Origin of the sequence: Planobispora rosea, from assembly GCF_014648175.1 — a bacterium.
In the GTDB taxonomy this organism is placed as follows: domain Bacteria; phylum Actinomycetota; class Actinomycetes; order Streptosporangiales; family Streptosporangiaceae; genus Planobispora; species Planobispora rosea.
This window is the reverse complement of sequence record NZ_BMQP01000057.1, coordinates 23,869-40,780: the sequence shown is the minus strand read 5'-3', so window position 1 is coordinate 40,780 and position 16,912 is coordinate 23,869. Positions and strand designations below refer to the sequence as shown.

General features: G+C 71.6%; 16 protein-coding genes. 9 read left to right on the top strand and 7 right to left on the bottom strand.

The features are described 5' to 3' along the window. Window positions 1–1,412: 1,412 nt before the first annotated feature. Together IEZ08_RS35640 and IEZ08_RS35635 are read left to right on the top strand one after the other, a co-directional pair. A complete protein-coding gene (locus IEZ08_RS35640; RefSeq protein WP_189243916.1) occupies window positions 1,413–2,147 on the top strand; it encodes a CBM20 domain-containing protein in 735 nt (244 codons plus the stop codon). Window positions 2,148–2,725: 578 nt separating this feature from the next. Next, window positions 2,726–2,962, top strand: coding sequence for a hypothetical protein (locus IEZ08_RS35635; protein WP_141704114.1), 237 nt, complete (start codon window positions 2,726–2,728; stop codon window positions 2,960–2,962). 24 nt (window positions 2,963–2,986) lie between these two features. On the opposite strand, the gene IEZ08_RS35630 is transcribed toward IEZ08_RS35635, so the two are convergent. Further along, window positions 2,987–3,622 (bottom strand): TetR/AcrR family transcriptional regulator, encoded by a 636-nt coding sequence (locus IEZ08_RS35630; protein ID WP_068924309.1) that lies wholly within the window; start codon window positions 3,620–3,622, stop codon window positions 2,987–2,989. 92 nt (window positions 3,623–3,714) lie between these two features. Beyond that, entirely contained in the window at window positions 3,715–4,008 is a 294-nt protein-coding gene (locus IEZ08_RS35625; RefSeq protein WP_068924308.1) for a putative quinol monooxygenase, read from the bottom strand. Between the two features lie 107 nt (window positions 4,009–4,115). On the opposite strand from IEZ08_RS35625, the gene IEZ08_RS35620 reads away from it, so the two are divergent. Next, complete coding sequence (locus IEZ08_RS35620) at window positions 4,116–4,727, top strand: NAD(P)-dependent oxidoreductase (RefSeq protein WP_068924307.1); 612 nt, start codon at window positions 4,116–4,118, stop codon at window positions 4,725–4,727. 77 nt (window positions 4,728–4,804) lie between these two features. Here the strand turns inward: IEZ08_RS35620 and IEZ08_RS35615 are convergent, their stop codons facing one another. Then, window positions 4,805–6,121 carry an EAL domain-containing protein gene (locus tag IEZ08_RS35615; protein WP_068924306.1) on the bottom strand — a complete coding sequence of 439 codons (1,317 nt, stop codon included), beginning with the start codon at window positions 6,119–6,121 and terminating at the stop codon, window positions 4,805–4,807. A gap of 108 nt (window positions 6,122–6,229) precedes the next feature. After that, window positions 6,230–6,886, bottom strand: a complete 657-nt coding sequence (locus IEZ08_RS35610; protein WP_189243915.1) for a maleylpyruvate isomerase family mycothiol-dependent enzyme — start codon at window positions 6,884–6,886, stop codon at window positions 6,230–6,232. A gap of 101 nt (window positions 6,887–6,987) precedes the next feature. Between IEZ08_RS35610 and IEZ08_RS35605 the strand changes: the two genes are divergently transcribed. Beyond that, a complete protein-coding gene (locus tag IEZ08_RS35605) occupies window positions 6,988–7,437 on the top strand; it encodes a MarR family winged helix-turn-helix transcriptional regulator (RefSeq protein WP_229803881.1) in 450 nt (149 codons plus the stop codon). Window positions 7,438–7,485: 48 nt separating this feature from the next. Here IEZ08_RS35605 and IEZ08_RS35600 read toward each other — a convergent pair whose 3' ends face one another. Together IEZ08_RS35600 and IEZ08_RS35595 are read right to left on the bottom strand one after the other, a co-directional pair. Then, window positions 7,486–7,716 (bottom strand): DUF5999 family protein, encoded by a 231-nt coding sequence (locus tag IEZ08_RS35600; RefSeq protein ID WP_068924303.1) that lies wholly within the window; start codon window positions 7,714–7,716, stop codon window positions 7,486–7,488. A 233-nt stretch (window positions 7,717–7,949) separates the two neighbouring features. After that, the gene (locus IEZ08_RS35595; protein ID WP_068924302.1) at window positions 7,950–9,251 is read right to left on the bottom strand and encodes an alpha-amylase family protein; all 1,302 of its coding nucleotides are present in this window, start codon (window positions 9,249–9,251) and stop codon (window positions 7,950–7,952) included. Window positions 9,252–9,547: 296 nt separating this feature from the next. On the opposite strand from IEZ08_RS35595, the gene IEZ08_RS35590 reads away from it, so the two are divergent. The 4 genes from IEZ08_RS35590 (at window position 9,548) to IEZ08_RS35575 (ending at window position 14,241) form a co-directional block, all read left to right on the top strand. Continuing rightward, a complete protein-coding gene (locus tag IEZ08_RS35590; RefSeq protein WP_084780302.1) occupies window positions 9,548–11,647 on the top strand; it encodes a beta-glucosidase in 2,100 nt (699 codons plus the stop codon). 124 nt (window positions 11,648–11,771) lie between these two features. Further along, entirely contained in the window at window positions 11,772–12,347 is a 576-nt protein-coding gene (locus IEZ08_RS35585; RefSeq protein WP_068924301.1) for a PadR family transcriptional regulator, read from the top strand. Next, on the top strand, window positions 12,344–13,264 hold the full coding sequence (locus tag IEZ08_RS35580; RefSeq protein ID WP_068924300.1) for a CPBP family intramembrane glutamic endopeptidase: 921 nt from the start codon (window positions 12,344–12,346) through the stop codon (window positions 13,262–13,264). Before IEZ08_RS35585 ends, IEZ08_RS35580 begins: the two co-directional genes overlap by 4 nt. Before the next feature lie 80 nt (window positions 13,265–13,344). Next, window positions 13,345–14,241 carry an LLM class F420-dependent oxidoreductase gene (locus IEZ08_RS35575; RefSeq protein WP_068924299.1) on the top strand — a complete coding sequence of 299 codons (897 nt, stop codon included), beginning with the start codon at window positions 13,345–13,347 and terminating at the stop codon, window positions 14,239–14,241. A 22-nt stretch (window positions 14,242–14,263) separates the two neighbouring features. Here the strand turns inward: IEZ08_RS35575 and IEZ08_RS35570 are convergent, their stop codons facing one another. Next, on the bottom strand, window positions 14,264–15,076 hold the full coding sequence (locus IEZ08_RS35570) for a PaaX family transcriptional regulator C-terminal domain-containing protein (RefSeq protein ID WP_068924298.1): 813 nt from the start codon (window positions 15,074–15,076) through the stop codon (window positions 14,264–14,266). Between the two features lie 83 nt (window positions 15,077–15,159). On the opposite strand from IEZ08_RS35570, the gene IEZ08_RS35565 reads away from it, so the two are divergent. Beyond that, on the top strand, window positions 15,160–16,911 hold the full coding sequence (locus IEZ08_RS35565; protein ID WP_189243914.1) for an acyl-CoA dehydrogenase family protein: 1,752 nt from the start codon (window positions 15,160–15,162) through the stop codon (window positions 16,909–16,911). Window position 16,912 lies beyond the last annotated feature (1 nt).

Genomic DNA, 16,912 nt, shown 5'->3' with positions numbered 1-16,912 from the left:
GGTCGGTTCAACACGGCAACCTACGCCCGCTGTCTTTTACACCGCATCCGGGACGCCACCTATGCCCCAATTCATGGCAGACAGTCTTGATGAACTGGTAATGGGGGTCGCTGGTAGCTTTGATCATGCTGGAGTTAATTCGTGTGTGGCGCTGGTCACAGACGCCCGGATCGGAAGCGGTTCGAACCTTGCACTCCGCCTGGCCGTAGGAACCGTCAACCCAGACCTGGAACCATGCCACGTCTGTGGCCGGCGTTCCGTCCGAGGAGGAGTTGGTGGTCTCGCATGGCGAGTGGAAAGGGACTCCCGGGATGGCCGTGGCGGAGTTGAGATAGTTCATCGCGCCTGGGATGTACGACCTGAGCCCTGTAGATACCGAAGTTGTGTAGCAGTAACTGTGGGTGCTCTTGTCCGGCGGGATGCCACCGAAGGGCCATATGTCTGCTCCTGCAGGGGCGACTGTCGCAATAGCGGTGAGGCCGGCAAGGGTTACCGCGAAGGAGACCTTAAGCCCTAAGCGCATCCGTGAATCCTTTTGCAATACATGGTGTGTTTCACCTTTCGTGCGACCGGTGCAGACCTTGCCGACTAGATCATTTAGCATCAAGACTTGACTTGGCTGGAAAGTGAATGCATAGGCACTCTGTTTAATAGAGACAGGAAACATGCCTGCCGCGGAAACCACTCCTCAAACGGCGTGCCCCGCTCTTCGTTCCCTGTCCAGTACGGCGGAGCGGCCCGTCCCCTGCTCGGGTCGCCCCGGTGGCGGGTCAGCGGCGGGATGGCGGCATCAGCCGCTTGCGCGCGGTGGACTTGATCACATCGTCGGTGCCATCGAGCAGCCGGGCGCCGCGAGCTGCGGGCGCGTTTCCGGTCAGCACGCCGGAGGGGCGGATCGCGGCGATGCGGGGGCTTCACCCCGGAGTGTGGGCACCCTTCATGATCACCAGTCTGAGCTGGTGTCGGTAGACGGCTTCGGTGACGCCGGTGCCCGCGTGCCTCACGAGATCGGCGATGGTGTCGTCGGCGACGAGCACCCCGTCGGGCGGCCCGGGTGGCGCGCTGACGGTGAGCAGGCTGCATCCCGTGACGCAGCCGAACGAATCAAGACCTGCGAACGCAGTGCCGCTGGGAGAGCCCGCAGAAATGCAACTGTGATTCATTTCACGGAGAACTCCGCTCCTGGGACCCCACGCGAAACTGCACTTCCGAAGACTTTTTGCTGCACCCCGTGATGCCGAGGGGACCGATGGTGATGAGAAATGCTTCAGAAAGTTTCCGCAAGCTCTTGCAGGAGGGGGGATCGCAGGCAAAACTCATCACCGCAAGGAGCTCCGCGCGCCCCGGGGACGCCGCCGCCGCAGCATCGGCGTCCCCGGCTGTTCTTATCCGTCAAGAACAAGGGAGAAGTGGTGTTCCCGCATTCGATCGAACACGCACCCCCGGCCCCCCGGGCCGCTCGTGCCCGGCGGGCGTTCGTGCTGCTGACCGCCCTCGTCGCCGCGCTGGCCTGCATGGCCCTTCCCGTGGGAGCCGCGAGCGCGAGCACGAATACGAGCACGGTCACCTTCACCGTCGAGACCGCCACCCACCTGGGACAGAATGTCTTCGTGGTGGGAAGCGCCCCGCAGCTCGGCGCCTGGAACCCCGCGGGGGCGGTGGCGCTGTCACCGGCGGACTATCCCCGCTGGCGGGCCTCGGTCCCCCTGCCCGGCGGCACCGCCGTGCAGTACAAGTACATCAAGAAGGATTCCGCCGGGGCCGTCACCTGGGAGTCCAGCCCCAACCGCGCCTTCACCGCCCCCGCGGCGGGCACGGTGACCCGCGACGACGTATGGGCCCAGGGTGCGCCCGGGCAGGTCGCCGCCTCCTTCAACGTGGAGGCGGCCACCGCCTTCGGCCAGAACGTCTTCGTGGTCGGCAACCTGCCCGAGCTCGGTGGCTGGGACCCCGCCAAGGCCCTGCGGCTGTCGTCCGGTGACTACCCCGTGTGGCGCGGAGCCCTTCTCCTGCCGCCCAACACCGCCGTCGCGTTCAAGTACATCAAAAAGAACCCCGACGGCTCAGTCATCTGGGAGTCCGACCCCGATCGGACATTCACCACTCCTCCCACCGGAACCGCCAGCAGGAACGACTCCTGGCGATAACGGGAGATGATGGCTGAATGACAGCCCGGCCGCGCGGAGATTCGTTCACCGGAATCACCGCGCGGCCGCCTGCCGTCGCACACGGCCGCGCCACCGGAAAGCGCGCGGCCACGTGGGAAATTCCTCATCGCCGAACGTACGGGTGCTGACGGGCTAACGGACAGGGTTCTTGGCCGTGGCGAGTGACAAGCCCGCGCCGATGACCGGGGGAAGGTTCTCGTCCGGCCAAGGGATCGGCTCGTGTCAGGTCTCATGGTCGGCTGGTCACCCGCCCGTCGTCGGGCCCCTCCTCGACCGGGCGTGTCCGGTTGGTGGTGTATCTCGATCTTGATCGATGGCGCATGCGATGCGCGCGAACGGACCATCCGATGTCTCTCAATGGGAGCCCGCGAGCATGGGGCCGCAGTCACTGCCCGGCTGCTTGGAGGAAGATCTGCGCCGGAACGGGAAGAAGGAGGAGGGCGCGGGTGGGGGAACCGCGGCAGAACCCTCGTTCGTTGACGGCCATAGTCGATCACTCGCGGCCTGGGCCCACTGACGATACGGGAGCTCCGATGCGCTGGTCCACCGTCTTTCTGTTGCTCGCAGGGTCTCTGGTTTCGGGGTTGCTCGCCGTCTACATCGCGACCGATGTCGCCAGATACGTCGCGACGATCGCCATGCCGGTGTTCACCGCCGGCGCGGTGGTCTGCGCCAGGGTGCTCACGCGCCGGGAGGCCAAGGCGCCCCGGCCCTCCTCCGAACGCACGATCGGGGACGTGGTCTCCGGATTGCGCGGCAAGGTCACTCGGAGACGGCCGGGCGCCGACTCCTGAGATCCACGGGTCCCGGCCCCGGTCTCAGTCCGCGTTCACCCGACCGGGCGCTCGGGCCGGGCGGGGGCGGAGGCCGTCGCCGGCGATCTCGATCATGCGTTGTCGTGCGGCGTCGTCGTCACCGCGGGCGATGCAGCCCGCGATGAGGGCTTTGACGTCGGCGGTGTCGACGTCGTCGCGGACCGCTCCGGCCTGCTGGGCCCGAGTGAGCAGACCCGCCATGGCCTCGCCGAAGTCGCTGATGGCCGTCGACGCGGCGGCCTGGAGGTCGAAGCCGGCACCGGTGAGGGCGTCGCCGACGGCGTGGTCGGCTGCGCTCTGCCGTACCAGGAACGCGAAGAAGGTGAAGAAGGCGGTCGCCGGGTGCTCCCGGGCGGCGATGTCCTCGGCGGTGCGGACGAGCTGCTCGATCCGGTGGAGCGCGACCGCTTGGAAGAGCGCCTGCTTGGTGGGGAAATGCCGGGTGACGGTGCCGGTGCTGACGCCGGCACGCCGGGCTATCTCGCGGATCGGGACCGCGGCGCCGTGGGCCGCGAAGGCGGCGAAGGCCTCCTCCAGCACCCGGGCCTGATTGCGCCGGCCGTCGGCGCGCTGAGGCCTGACGGGCTCCGCGGCCGCACCGTGATGTGTGGTTTCCGGGGTTCGGTCCGATGGCAGCATCGCTGCGATTGTAGGCCGTGCTCCGGTGTAGGCCGTGCTCCGGCCGGCGGCTCCTCTCGCTCCCGGAGCCGCCGGCCGGAGTGGCTGCCGGCTCAGCTCTGAAGGGGGCTGACACCGCTGATTTCGTATCGCATGACCTCCACGCTGCGCACGCCCGGCATCGGCGGCGCGGTCTGCGCGACGTCGGCCAGGTGGGCGTCGAGATGCGTCTGGGACTCCCACCGCTCATAGATGTTGACCCGGTCGGGCTCGATCGGGTCGGCGGCCACCACGTACTCCAGGCATCCCGGTGCGGTTCTGACCCGGCGCAGGGACGGGACGAGACCTTCCAGGAGTGCGGCGCGGTGGTCGGGGTCGACGTAGCCGGTGCCGGCGACGATCAGCATGACTGGCCTCCAGGGTTGACGTCCGGGCATCACCGGGGCACTGTAACAGCTAAACGGTACGCGTGTACCGGATAATTCGATCAAGTGATGCGTCGAGGAGTTATCCATTGCGTCTGGCCATCTTCGGCGCGACCGGCCGCGCCGGCCGTGTCGTCGTCGAGCACGCCCTGCAACGCGGCCACGAAGTCAGTGCGCTCACCCGCGATCCGGCCCGGATCCGCCCGCACGCGCAGCTTCGCGTCGTCGGCGGTGACGTGCGCGACCCCGCGGCGGCGGCCAGAACGCTCGAAGGCGCCGATGCGATCGTCAGCACACTGGGCGGGCGGCGGCGGGATCCGGATGTCTGCGCCGAAGGCATCCGCACGGTGCTGGCCGCCGCGGCCGGCAAGGGTCCCCGCCGTCTCGTCATCCTGAGCAACTACGGCGTCGCGGACAGCCGCCACCGCACCGCCTACGTCGCCGTCTCGTGGCTGATCGAGCGAGCCGTTCTCCGCGACAAGGAACAGATGGAGGCGCTCGTCCGGGCCAGCGACACCGACTGGACCATGGTCCGCGCACCGGTGCTCACCGACGGACCCCGCACCGGCCGCTACCGCACGGGAACCGAGCTCCGGCTCTCCTTCACCGCCAGGGTCTCCCGCGCTGACATCGCGGAGTTCATGCTCACCGAACTCCGCGACAACGCCTACCTGCGGAGAGCCGTGGCCATCACTTCGTGAGGCCGGTCCCGTAAGTCACCGGAGCCAGTCCAGGACGGCGACCGGCAGGACCCGGCAACGGATACGGCAACCGGCTGTCAGGCCACGGCGGGGCTGGTCCACCGGTCGGCGGCGGGCGGGTCCAGCCGCTCGGCCGCGGTGTCCAGCCGCCGCATCAGCATGCGAGCGATCGCGTGCACCATGTCCGGTTCGTGGCTCACGACGAAGTCCACTCCGCCGTCCGGGCCCGGCCGGACGCACAGCGCGGCCGCGGTGTGCGGGCCGACCACCGCCAGGACCGTGTCGGCGGCGGCCGGGCCGTCGGCCGGCGTCACCGCAGTCCGCACCGGATGCGCGCCGGCGGTGATCGGCGCGGGGCCGACGACGCCGACGAAGGCCGCCTGATCGGCCAGTGACGCCAGGCGGGGCAGCCAGGCCCGGCCGACCGCCGGGTCCGGGTACGCGCCGAGCACCACCGCGTGGGGGCCGGCGCCCGCCGCCAGTGAGAGCAGGTAGTCGGTGAGGCCGTCGATCATCGGCTGGTCCCCGGCCCGGCTGTGGTGCCGCAGTGCGGCCATGGTGAACGGGGTTCCGTCGGGCAGGTGCAGGTCCGGCCGGGGCGGGCGCAGCCGGGCGTGCGGGTCCATCGGCCGGCCGGCGAGCGCGTCGAGCGGCCCGGGCCGTCCGAACAGCCAGCCCTGTCCCCAGCGGGCGCCGAGCGCCCGCGCGGTCGCCGCGTCGTGCTCGGTCTCGATGCCTTCGGCGAGCACCACCGCCCCGGTGCGCTCGGCGTGCGCGCCGACGACCGCGGCGGTGGCGATGGTGGCCGGTGCGTGCGGGGCGCGCAGCAGGTGCATGTCCAGCTTGATCACTTCCGGCTCGATGAGCGGAAGGAAGGCCAGTGACAGCGGGTCGGCGCCGACGTCGTCCAGGGCGAGCGCCCCGTCGGTCCGTTGCACACCGGCGGCGATGTCCAGCAGTGCCGCCGGATGATCGGCCAGAGCCCGCTCGGTGAACTCCAGCACCGCCCGGTACGGTCGCTCGGACAGCACTACGGCCAGCAGCTCGGGGGTGAACGGCTGGTTCAGCGCGGCCGGTTCGGCGTTGAAGAACAGCAGCGGCGGCACCCTCTCCCCGGCGTCCCGGGCGATCTCCATGGCCCGGGTGGCGCAGAGCTGGTCCAGCAGCGGCATCACCCCGGCCCGGATGGAGGCCGAGAACAAGGCGTCCGGGAACTCCAGCGGCGAGCCGGCCGGGCCGCGCGCCAGTGCCTCGACGGCGACGATGTTGCCGGTGGTGAGGTCGACGATCGGCTGGTACAGCGGGAAGACCGCGCGCTCGACGAGCACCCGCAGGATGAGCGCGACCAGGTCGTCGCCGCCGTCCCGCCCGGTCCTCCGGTCCTCTGGCGTCATGCCACCCAACCCATCGCACGAGGTCTGATCTTGACCTAATATCTATCGACCCCGCGCGGCCACACCTTAAGGATTGCCCCGTAGTCGCTCAAGCCTGCCCCGGAGCCGTCACCTCCGGGCGGCGGCCGGTGACAGGCGGGCCCGCAGGCCGGCCGCGCCCGGGCCGGACAGGTGGGGCAGGGCCGCCGTCCGGCCGGTCAGCACCAGCAGGATGGTCCCGATGGAACCCTCGACCCGCCGGCCCTGACCGACCGACCAGGAGTGGTCGGTGGCGACGAGTTCGAACCCGCTCATCCTCCGCTTGGCCCAGAAGGGCCAGCCCTTCCGTTCCCAGGCCCGGGTCGCCGCCGCGGCCGCCGCCCGCGGCGGCATGGGCCGGTCCCGCCCGAGCGGGATCGTGATGTCCTGCCCGTGCACCAGGACGTCGATGAGCGGCTCGAAGGGGGTGAGGCCGGGCGCTGCCGTCTTGCGTGACCCCACCATGGCCCGGAGCAGGGCGCTGTAACGTTCCACGGGCAGCTCGGCCTGCCGTACGGCGGTGTCGTGGATCATGCGGTTCATGCTCCCGCGGGCCCGCAGCATCCAGGACGCCATCTGCAGGAGGCTTGCTCCGTGGGCGAGCGTCAGGTGGGCCGCGACGTCGCGCACGCGCCAGCCGTCGCACAGGGACGCGGTCTCCCACTCCTTCGCGGACAGGTCGTCGAAGAGGTCCGCGAGAGTGGACCGCTCGTGGTCGATCGCTTGCCATACCTCATCGCGGTTCATCTCGGCCTCCTGTTGTCGCCGCCCGCAATCTGGTACGATTATGGAACTAATTTAGTTCGATAATCTGTCCATCGTCAAGGACCGGCGGCAGAGGGGACGGGGTGGGCGAGAGTCCGCGCCGGGGGCGGATGAACCTCGGCATACTGTGCTTCATCCCCGCGCGGGAGATGGAGACCAGGGTCCTGAAGGCCGTGGCCGCCGCCGGGTTCGACGACATCACCCTCGCGCAGGGCCGGGTGCTCCAGCGGATCGGCTGGGAGGGCACGCGGATGACCGACCTGGCCGAGCAGGCCCGGGTGACCAAGCAGACGGCCACCTTCCTGATCGGCCAGCTCGAACGGGCCGGTTACGTGGAACGGGTGCCGGACCCGAGCGACGCCCGGGCCCGGCTGGTACGGATCGCCGCCCGCGGGAGGGCGGCCCTCGAGGTCGCCATGGAGGCCGAGGCCGAGGTCGAGGCCGAGTGGATGCGGCACCTCGGCAGGCGGGACGCCGACCGGCTCCGCCGCATCCTGACCCGGCTGCGTGAGATCACCGACCCCTATCAGTGATCACCGGTTCCTGCCGGCCGGTGACAGGACCGCGGCGGGACGGGACGGTCAGGCCGCCGGGGCGAGGAGGGAGCGGCGCGAGGGGCCGGTGACGCGGGGGGGCGAAGGGCGGTGCGGGGCGATGGCGCGGCCGTCGGGCAGCAGCGCGCCGGTGTCGTCGAACAGCACGACGCCGTTGCACAGGAGGGTCCACCCCTGCTCGGGGCGGAAGGCCACGGGACGCGCGGCTTCGCGGTCGGAGGCGTGGGCCGGGGGACAGAGGGGGTCGTGGTGGCACATGGGGGGCCTCGGTGATCGTCTCGATTACGGGTGCTGACCGTCGGACCCCCTCAGCATCTCCTCCGGACGCGGGCCGGTCTCCGTACAAATACCGCCGGCGCCGCTCTGTGGAGAAGTACGGAATCCGGCGGCCCGCCCCGGGAGTCCAGGGTTTTTTACGGCCTTCCCGTGCGCACCGCTCCATGGAGATCCGTCCCCGTACGGCCCTTCCCCGCACGCGGTGACACGCGGGATCATCGGATCCCGAGCACCGACCAGCCGTGGGCGGGGACGAGACACGGGTCTCCCGGAGCCTCCCCCGACGACTCCAGCACGGCCAGGCCCGCGGCCTCGACCGGGAAGCGGTAGGGCCTGTCGTCCACGTTGAGCAGGGTGAGCAGTGCCCGGCCGGGATGGTCCGGGTCAGCCGAGGCCAGCGCGGCGGCCCGGTTGCTCAGGTGCGGTACGGCGGTGCGCGCCCGGGCCAGCCACGGATGGCGGCGGCGCAGCCCGATCAGCCGCCGGTGCAGCCGGTGGACGGGCCGCCCGGCGGGGGAGAGCCCGTCCGGGGAGGCGGGGAACGCGGGGCGGACCGCGTCGTCCCCGCCGGCCCGGTCCTCCTTGACGCCCAGGAAGCCCTGCTCGTCACCGGAGTAGACGCTGGGCACGCCGCCGACGGTGAACAGCACGGCCAGGGCGTGGCCCAGATGGCGGGCGTCGGCCAGGCGGCTGGCCAGGCGGGTCACGTCGTGGTTGCCGACGAAGGTCAGCGGCGCGAAGGTCTCCAGGAACCCGTTGTGCCGCTCCAGGGCCCAGGCCAGCTCGTAGAAGTTGCCGTCGTTGAGCGAGCTCCAGATCGCCTTCCACAGCTCGTACTGGGTGACCGAGTCCAGCCCGCTCTCGCTGACGTAGGCGGCGTAGTCGCCGTGGAGCACCTCCCCGGCGAACCAGGCGTCGGGATGGCGCGGCCGGACCCGCTCCAGGGCCCGCCGCCAGAACCCCGGGGGGACCGCGTAGGCGGCGTCGAGCCGCCAGCCGGAGGCGCCCCGGCCGAGCCAGTGGTCCATGACGCGCACGACGTGGTCGAGTACGGCGGGTTCGCTGTGGTCGAGGGCGACGAGATGGTGGTGGCCCTCGAAGGTGTCGTAGTCCGTACCACCGGGGGAGCGGCGGAACCAGGCGGCGGCGCCCGGGTCGGAATCCGCCCGGCGGAAGACCGGGAAGCCCCGGGCGACGTGGTTGAACACCCCGTCCAGGAGTACGTGCAGACCCCGGTCGCGGGCGGCGGCGACCATCCGGTCGAAGTCGGCGTCGTCGCCGAGCCGGGGATCGACGCGGAAGTGGTCGACCGTGTCGTAGCCGTGGGTCTCCGAGTCGAAGACCGGCCCCAGCTGCAGGCCCGAGCAGCCCAGCTCGACGGCGTAGTCCAGCCAGCCCTCCAGGTGCCGCAGGCGGTGCCGTACCGGCTCGGAGGGCGGGAGCGCGGCGGGTTCGGCGCCGGTGAACCCGAGCGGGTACACGTGCCACCAGATCGCGTGGTCGGCCCATGACGCCACGGTCGCTCCTTCGCCGGCGGTCCCCGAGGGGAGGCGGTTGACTTCGGGACGGTTCTCTTCGGGACGGTTCTCTTCAGGACGGTCGCCGTCCGGCCGGTCGGCTTCGGGACGGAAGGCTCCCGATGTTTCCGGTCCATCGGGTTCTCCCATGAATGACGCACCGGAAACCGTGATTCCGTGTTTCTCGTATCACATGCCACATTGCTCCCGCCGGGTTGTGGCGGGAGGCCATAGATCACGGCGGGCGGGCGCCGTCAGGATCGGCTCCCCACCGTCGTGACACTTCAGGGGGCGCCGTGCCGAGCCTGAGACGTTCCGCAGCCGGGGCCGCCGTCCTCCTCGCCGCTCTGCTCCCCGCCTCCCCGCCCCCGGCGACCGGCGCCGCGACCACGGCGGCGGAGAGGGACGCCGCCTCCGGGCGGGACCGGCGGCCCTGGCTCGACGGGAGCAGGCCCGTCGCCGAACGGGTGGAGCTCCTGCTCGGCGCGATGACGACGGACGAGAAGCTGAACATGGTGCGCGGCCACGGCCTGGCGCTCGTCCCGCGCGGCAGGGTGAAGGGCATCCCCCGGCTCGGGATCCCGGAACTGCGCATGCATGACGGCCCGCACGGCGTCAGCGACGTCAAGGGCGTGACCGCCTTCCCCGCGCCGATCACCCTCGCCGCCGCCTGGGACACCGCCCTCGCCCGCCGGTTCGGAGCCGCCCTCGGCGCGGAGGCCCGGGGCAAGGGCGTCAACGTGCACCTCGCGCCCGCCGTGGACATCCTGCGGGTGCCCCAGTCGGGCCGGGTCTGGGAGAGCTTCGGGGAGGACCCCCACCTCACCTCGGCGCTGGCCGCCCAGGAGGTCAGGGGCATCCGCAGCCGGAACGTCATCCCCACCGTCAAGCACTACGTCGGCAACAACCAGGAGACCGACCGCATGCTCGTGGACGCGGTCATCGACGAGCGCACGCTGCGGGAGATCTACTACCCGCCGTTCGAGGCCGCCGTCGTGGCCGGGGCCGGGGCGGTCATGTGCGCCTACAACCGGGTCAACGGCGCGTACGCCTGCGAGAACCGCAAGACGCTCACCGACGACCTGAAGGAGTCCATGGGCTTCGACGGCTGGGTCATGTCGGACTGGCTGGCCACCAGGAGCGGGCAGCGGGCCGCGCGCGCCGGGCTCGACCAGGCGATGCCGGACGACCCGCTGTTCTCCGCCAACCTCAGGGTGGGGCTGGCCACGGGGAGCTTCCCCGAAGCCCGCCTGGACGACATGGCCCGCCGGGTGCTCACGCCGATGATCGCCGACGGGGTCTTCGAGACGGAGTACGGCTCGCCGGGCCGGAACGTCCGCACCGCGGCGCACACCGCCCTGGCCCGCGAGATCGCGGTCTCCGGGACCACGCTGCTGAAGAACCGGGATGGTCTCCTGCCGCTGTCGAAGGGCACCGGCGGCATCGCCGTCATCGGGACCGCCGCCCACGACGACGTGCAGATCACCTCGGCCGGATCCGGCCGGGTGCTGCCGCCGTACGTGGTCACGCCGTACGAGGGGATCAAGGAGCGGGCCGGCGGCGAGGTGACCTACACACCGGGGGACGGCGAGGGGGAGGCCGGGCTGCGGGCCGCCGCCGACGCCGCGCGCGAGGCCGACGTCGCCGTGGTCGTGGCAGGACTGGTCACCCAGGAGGGGGAGGACCGCACGAGCCTGCGGCTGCCCGGGAACACGGACAGGCTGATCGAGACCGTCGTCGCCGCCAACCCGGACACGGTGGTCGTGCTCACCAGCCCCGCGCAGGTCCTCATGCCCTGGACGGGGAAGGTGCGGGCCGTGGTCTCGTCCTTCCTCGGCGGCCAGGAGCTGGGCAACGCGCTGGCCGCCGTGCTGTTCGGCGACGCCGACCCCGGCGGGCGGCTGCCGATGACCATCGCCAGACGCGCCTCCGACTACCCGGCGAGCACCCGCCGGCAGTTCCCCGGGGTGGGCCTGCGGCAGGTCTACAGCGAGCGGCTGCGGGTCGGCTACCGGCACTTCGACGCGGCCGGCGTCACGCCGCTGTTCCCCTTCGGGCACGGGCTGTCCTACACCACGTTCTCCTACCGGGGGTTGTCGGTCTCCGGGACCACGGTCCGGGCCACGGTGCGCAACACCGGGTCGCGGGCGGGCGTCGCCGTACCGCAGCTGTACCTGCGGTTCCCCGGGGGAGCGGGGGAGCCGCCGCGGCAGCTGCGCGGGTTCACCAAGGTGCGGCTCGCAGCGGGGCAGTCGGCCACGGTCACCTTCCGCCTCCCGGAGCGGGCGTTCCAGATATGGCGCGGCGGCAGGTGGGCGACGGTGCCGGGCCGCTACACCGTGTACGTCGGGGCCTCCTCCCGGGATCTGCCGCTGCGCGGGGCGATCCGCCGCTGAGCGGCGTCCGGTTCGGCGGATGCGGTCCTCGCGATCCGGAGATTGCCTTCGCCGCTTATATCTGTTAGATATTTCTGGAAGAGATAACTGACAGATACAACTGGAAGAGACGAGCGAGGTGCCGATGGCGCGGCGGAGCCAGACGGAGACGGCGGTCCTGGGGGCGCTGAGCATGCACCCGATGACGGCCTACGCGCTGCGGGAGGCGATCCGGGACGTGCTCGGGCACTTCTGGAGCGAGAGCTTCGGGCAGATCTACCCGACGCTCGGCGCCCTCGAACGGCAGGGCCACGTGGAACGCCGCGAGGGGCCGCGCTCCGGCTCGTCGACCTTCGTCATCACCGACTCCGGCACCGCGCGCCTGCGCGAGCTGCTGAACGAACCGATCACGGCGGCGCCTCCGCGGAACGGGCTCCTGCTGCGCCTGTTCTTCGGCCGGACCCTGGGCGTGCGGAAGTGCCGGGAACTGCTGCTGGAGGCGAAGGCGGACGCCGAGCGGAACCTGGCCGGATACGAAGGCCTGGCCCGCAAGATCTCCGCCGAGGAGAAGGACTCCCCGGACCTTCCGTACGTCCTGACGACCATCTCCGCCGGCAGGCGCAGCGCCGAAAACGTCATCGCCTGGGCCGACGAGGCCCTCGCGCTGCTCGGCGACATCCCCGCGGACGACACCACCCCCACGAACGGAGAGTCATCATGACCATGCAGGCCGATCCCGTGGACGTCGCGGAGCGGCGCCGTCCGGTCTCGCGTCTCCGCGCCCGGATCAACTTCGCCGTCTTCTCGGTCGTCGCCGCCGGCGGGGGCTGGCTCTTCGCCGCCCTGGACCGGGCCACCGGGCAGGTCGTCGGCACCGGGAGCGTGACCTCCACCAGCGGTGGCACGAACGGGCAGGGACTGTGGATCGCCGTCCCGGCGCTGACCGCACTCGTGCTCTATTTCGTCAGCCGGGACGGCGCGGGCCCCCTGGGGTTCACGCTGCGGTTCGCGGACCGGGCCCGCTGGTTCGGGTTCGCCGCGGGACTCTCCCCGATCACGACCGCCGTCGCGGCGGCGGCGGCGGTGGCGACCGGCGTCGCGACGTTCTCCGGCACCCCGGTCGCCGGCAAGCCGCCCTTCGCCGAGGCCTTCGTCACCGCGATCGGCTTCCTGCTGGTCAAGAACCTGCTGGAGGAGTTCATCTTCCGCGGCTACGGCACGCGTACCGCGATGGCCCTTGGCCTGCGCGGCGTCGCCCCGCACCTGCTCGTCGGGCTGGTCTGGGGGCTGTGGCACCTTCCGCTGTACACGGTCTGGATGTCCCGGGCGGACTTCCGCCAGAGCACGTCGCTGCCGTGGGGGTGGTACCTGCCGCTCTTCTTCGCGGGCATCATGGCGCTGGCCGTCCTCTACGGTGAGATGCGCGTTCGGACCGGTTCGATCTGGCCCGGCGTGGTGCTCCACACGGTCAGCAACGCGCTCGTGACCCCACTGCTGGTCAACGGGCACCTGCGCTTCGAGGGGCACGGCGACGCGCTGTTCGGCGTCGCCCCGAACTCGGTCCTCTCGATCCTCCTCTTCGGCGGTACGGGGCTCTTCCTCCTGCGCCGCCGGAACCGGATCTCCGGTCCGGCCTGACCGGAACGAGGGGCACCCCTCCGGGAGGGCGGAAGGAAGTTCTAGACTGGCCCGAACGACTAGAATGGAGTTCGGCAGCGATGAGGATCGGACTGTACCTCGACGAGCCCCAGGGCCCCGAAGCGCTCGGCAAACTGCGGGACCGGATCGCCCGTACCGCCGACGAAGGCTTCCCCTCGGCGTGGGTCTCCAACATCTTCGGCCTCGACGCCCTGACCGCGCTCGCCGTGGCGGGCAGCCAGGTGCCGGGCATCGAGCTCGGCACCGCCGTCGTGCCGACCTACCCGCGCCACCCCGCCGTCCTGGCCCAGCAGGCGCTCACGGTCAACACGGCCCTCGGCGGGAGGCTGGCGCTCGGCATCGGGCTCTCGCACAAAATCGTCATCGAGGGCATGTACGGCTACAGCTTCGACAAGCCCGCCCGGCACATGCGTGAGTACCTGTCGGTCCTGGTCCCGCTGGTGCGGGGGGAGAAGGTGGAGTTCGAGGGCGAGACCCTCACCGCGAAGGTCGGCCTGAGCACCCCGGGCACGGGCGACATGCCGGTGCTCATCGCCGCGCTGGCCCCGCGCATGCTCAAGCTCGCCGGCGAGGTCGCCGACGGCACCGTGCTCTGGATGACCGGCCCCAAGACCGTCGCCGAGCACGTGGCCCCGGTCGTCACCGAGGCGGCCCAGGCGGCGGGACGGCCCGCGCCGAGGATCGTCTGCGGCCTCCCGATCTGCATCACCGACGACGTCGAGGCCGCCCGCGCCCGGGCGGCCGAGGTCTACGCCGTCTACGGCCACCTGCCCTCCTACCGGGCCATGCTCGACAAGGAGGGCGCGGAGGGCCCGGCCCAGGTGGCGCTCATCGGCGACGAGGACACCGTGGGCGCCCAGCTCCAGATGCTCGCCAAGGCCGGGGTCACCGACTTCGCCGCCTCCGAGTTCGGCCGCGACCAGCGCACGAGGGACTTCCTGAAGTCCCTGCTGTGACCGGGTGGGGCTCCCCGCCCGGCTAGAGATGGTCGCGGAGGAGGGCGCCGAACTCGGTCGCGAACAGGTCGTAGCGGTGGCGTAGATCCGCTCCCGGCCAGTCCTCGGGCAGGAGCTCGGGCGGGAGCAGGGGGTCGGTGAGGAGGTGCCGCAGGATCGCGGCGGCCAGGGTGAACCGGCCGGTGACCGAGGAGGCCGCGTCGAACCCCGCCCGCAGCGCCCGCGCCCGCTCCGCCCAGACCGGCAGGTCCCACAGGGACGCCGCCAGCACGGCCGGATCGCCCTCCGGGACGGCCCGCAGGAACGTGCACTGCCCGGTGACGATCGCGGGGCGGGCCCATCTCCATCCGGCGGGTCCCGCGCCCTCCGTGACCGGTCCGCCTCGGTCCGGTGCGTCCTGAAGAGGTGTGTCCCGGACCAGATTGTCCGGGCGCATCCACGCGCCCTCGCGTATCTCGGCCATGCGCAGCGCCGCCATGGCGTCCCGGAACGCGGCGCGCTCGGCGGCCGGCCGCCGCTCGGCGGTGACGATCGCGACCTCCCACGAGCCGTCCCACGTGCGGACGGCGGGGGAGCGGCTGGCGTCCTGGCGTGCCTGGCGCTCGCGCAGGCGCTCGCCGAGCCCGTAGGAGCCGTCGTCGGCCTGGCCGAGGTCGCCCGCCGCGACCATGCGGGAGAGCGCCACCCGGATCGTGCCCTCGGAGATGCCGAACAGTTCGCCCGCGCGCACCAGGTGACGGGCTTTCAGCCGGGGCGGGTGGCTGCCCAGCAGCGTGCTGAGGACGACCGAGCGCGCGGTCAGCGGCCGGAGTCCCGGGGAGTTCTCGTTCTTCATCGGCGTCCAGAGCTTAGGGCGTCTCCGGTGGAGCCCGGCATTACATCTTCCTATCGCATGTTGGGAAAACGTAATATCCGGGTATGGCTTCCTACCTCGTCGAGCCGGTGGACCGGCTGCCCTTCGGCACCCCCGACAAGTCCCGGCGCTACGCGACCGAGCGCTATCCGGGCGCCGCCGGGCTGAACTGGTACGACTCCGATCCCACCCTGCGCTTCCTGATGCGCCGCCATCTCGGCGCCGCGGCCCTGGAGTGGGCCGCCCCCCACCTGGAGCGGGCCGGTGCGCTGATGGCCGGGCCGATCTCGGAGTACGCCGAGGAGACCGACCGTAACCCGCCCCGCCTGGAGCGCTACGACCGGTGGGGCCGCGACGTCAGCCGGATCGTCATGCCGCCGTCCTTCGAGGCGGCCCGGAGCGAGCTGGTCGCGCGGAGCTTCACCCGGCCGGAGTTCCGCGCGGAGGCCGAGGCGGCCGGAGCCGACCCGGCGGTCATGACCGCGGCCTGGCACTACCTGCTCTACCAGGCCGACATCGGCATGGGCTGCGCGCTCGGCACCGGCGGCGACATGGTCGTGCTGATGGCCGAGGCGTTCGCCCCCGAAGACGTCAGGGAGCGGGTCCGGGAGATCTTCGCCGGCGGCATGTTCTCCGGCGAGGCCGCGCAGATGTTCACCGAGCGCTCCGGCGGCTCCGACCTCGGCGCGCTGGAGACCACCGCCGCCCCCGACGGCGACGCCTGGCGGCTGAACGGGCTGAAGTGGTTCGCTTCCAACGCAGGCGGCTCGGCCTTCGTCGTTCTCGCCAAGCCCGAGGGCGCCCCGGACGGGGTGCGCGGGGTCTCGCCCTTCCTGGTGCTGCGCGAGCGCCGCGACGGCGGTCACAACGGCATCCGGATCCGCAGGCTCAAGGACAAGCTCGGCACCCGCTCCGTCGCCTCGGCGGAGGTCGAGTTCGCCGACGCCGAGGCGTTCCTGCTCGCCCCGGACCCGAGAGGCACCGGCGACGGCAAGGGCCTGGGCCGGATGATGACGCTCACCAACGGCGCCCGCCTGGCCATCGCCATGATGGGCCTGGGCTGCGCCCGCCGCGCGCTGGTCGAGTCGATCTGCTACGCCCGCAGCCGCGAGGCCTTCGGCGCGGCTCTCATCGACCAGCCGCTCATGCGCCGCAAACTGGCCGAGATGATCGTCGAGGTCGAGGCCGCCCAGGCCATGGTCTTCGACGCCACCCTCGACCCCAGCCTGCGCCTGGCCCCCGCCCTGGTCAAGCTCCGCGCCGCCCGCCTCGGCGTCACCGCGGCCAGCGACGCGATCGAGATCCACGGCGGCAACGGCTACATCGAGCAGTGGCCGGTCGCCCGCATCCTGCGCGACGCCCAGGTCAACCCGATCTGGGAGGGCGGCGACAACATCCTGTGCCTGGACGTGCGGCGGGCGATGGTGCGCGAGAACGCCCACGAGCCGTTCCTGGAGCGGCTGGCCGAGGCCGTACGGCAGGCGCCCCCCGGGTCCGAGGCCACCGCCAACCTCGTGCGGCTGCGGATCGAGGACCTGCGCAAGGCGATCACCGTCTGCTCGGGTCTGGACGCGGCCGTGGCCGAGGCCCGGCTGTTCCCGCTGGCCCAGTTCATGTGCGACGTCTACGCCGCCGCCCTGCTGCTGGAGCAGGCCGGCTGGGAGCAGCGCGAGCTGGGCACCGACCGCAAGGCCCTGCTCGCCCGCCTGTACGCCGACGCCCACCTGGCCGACCACGGCCCGCTGCGGGGCATCGACCGCCCGGCCGAGGACCTGACCCGCTTCGGCGACCTCCTGGCGGGAGCCCTCACCCTCTGAT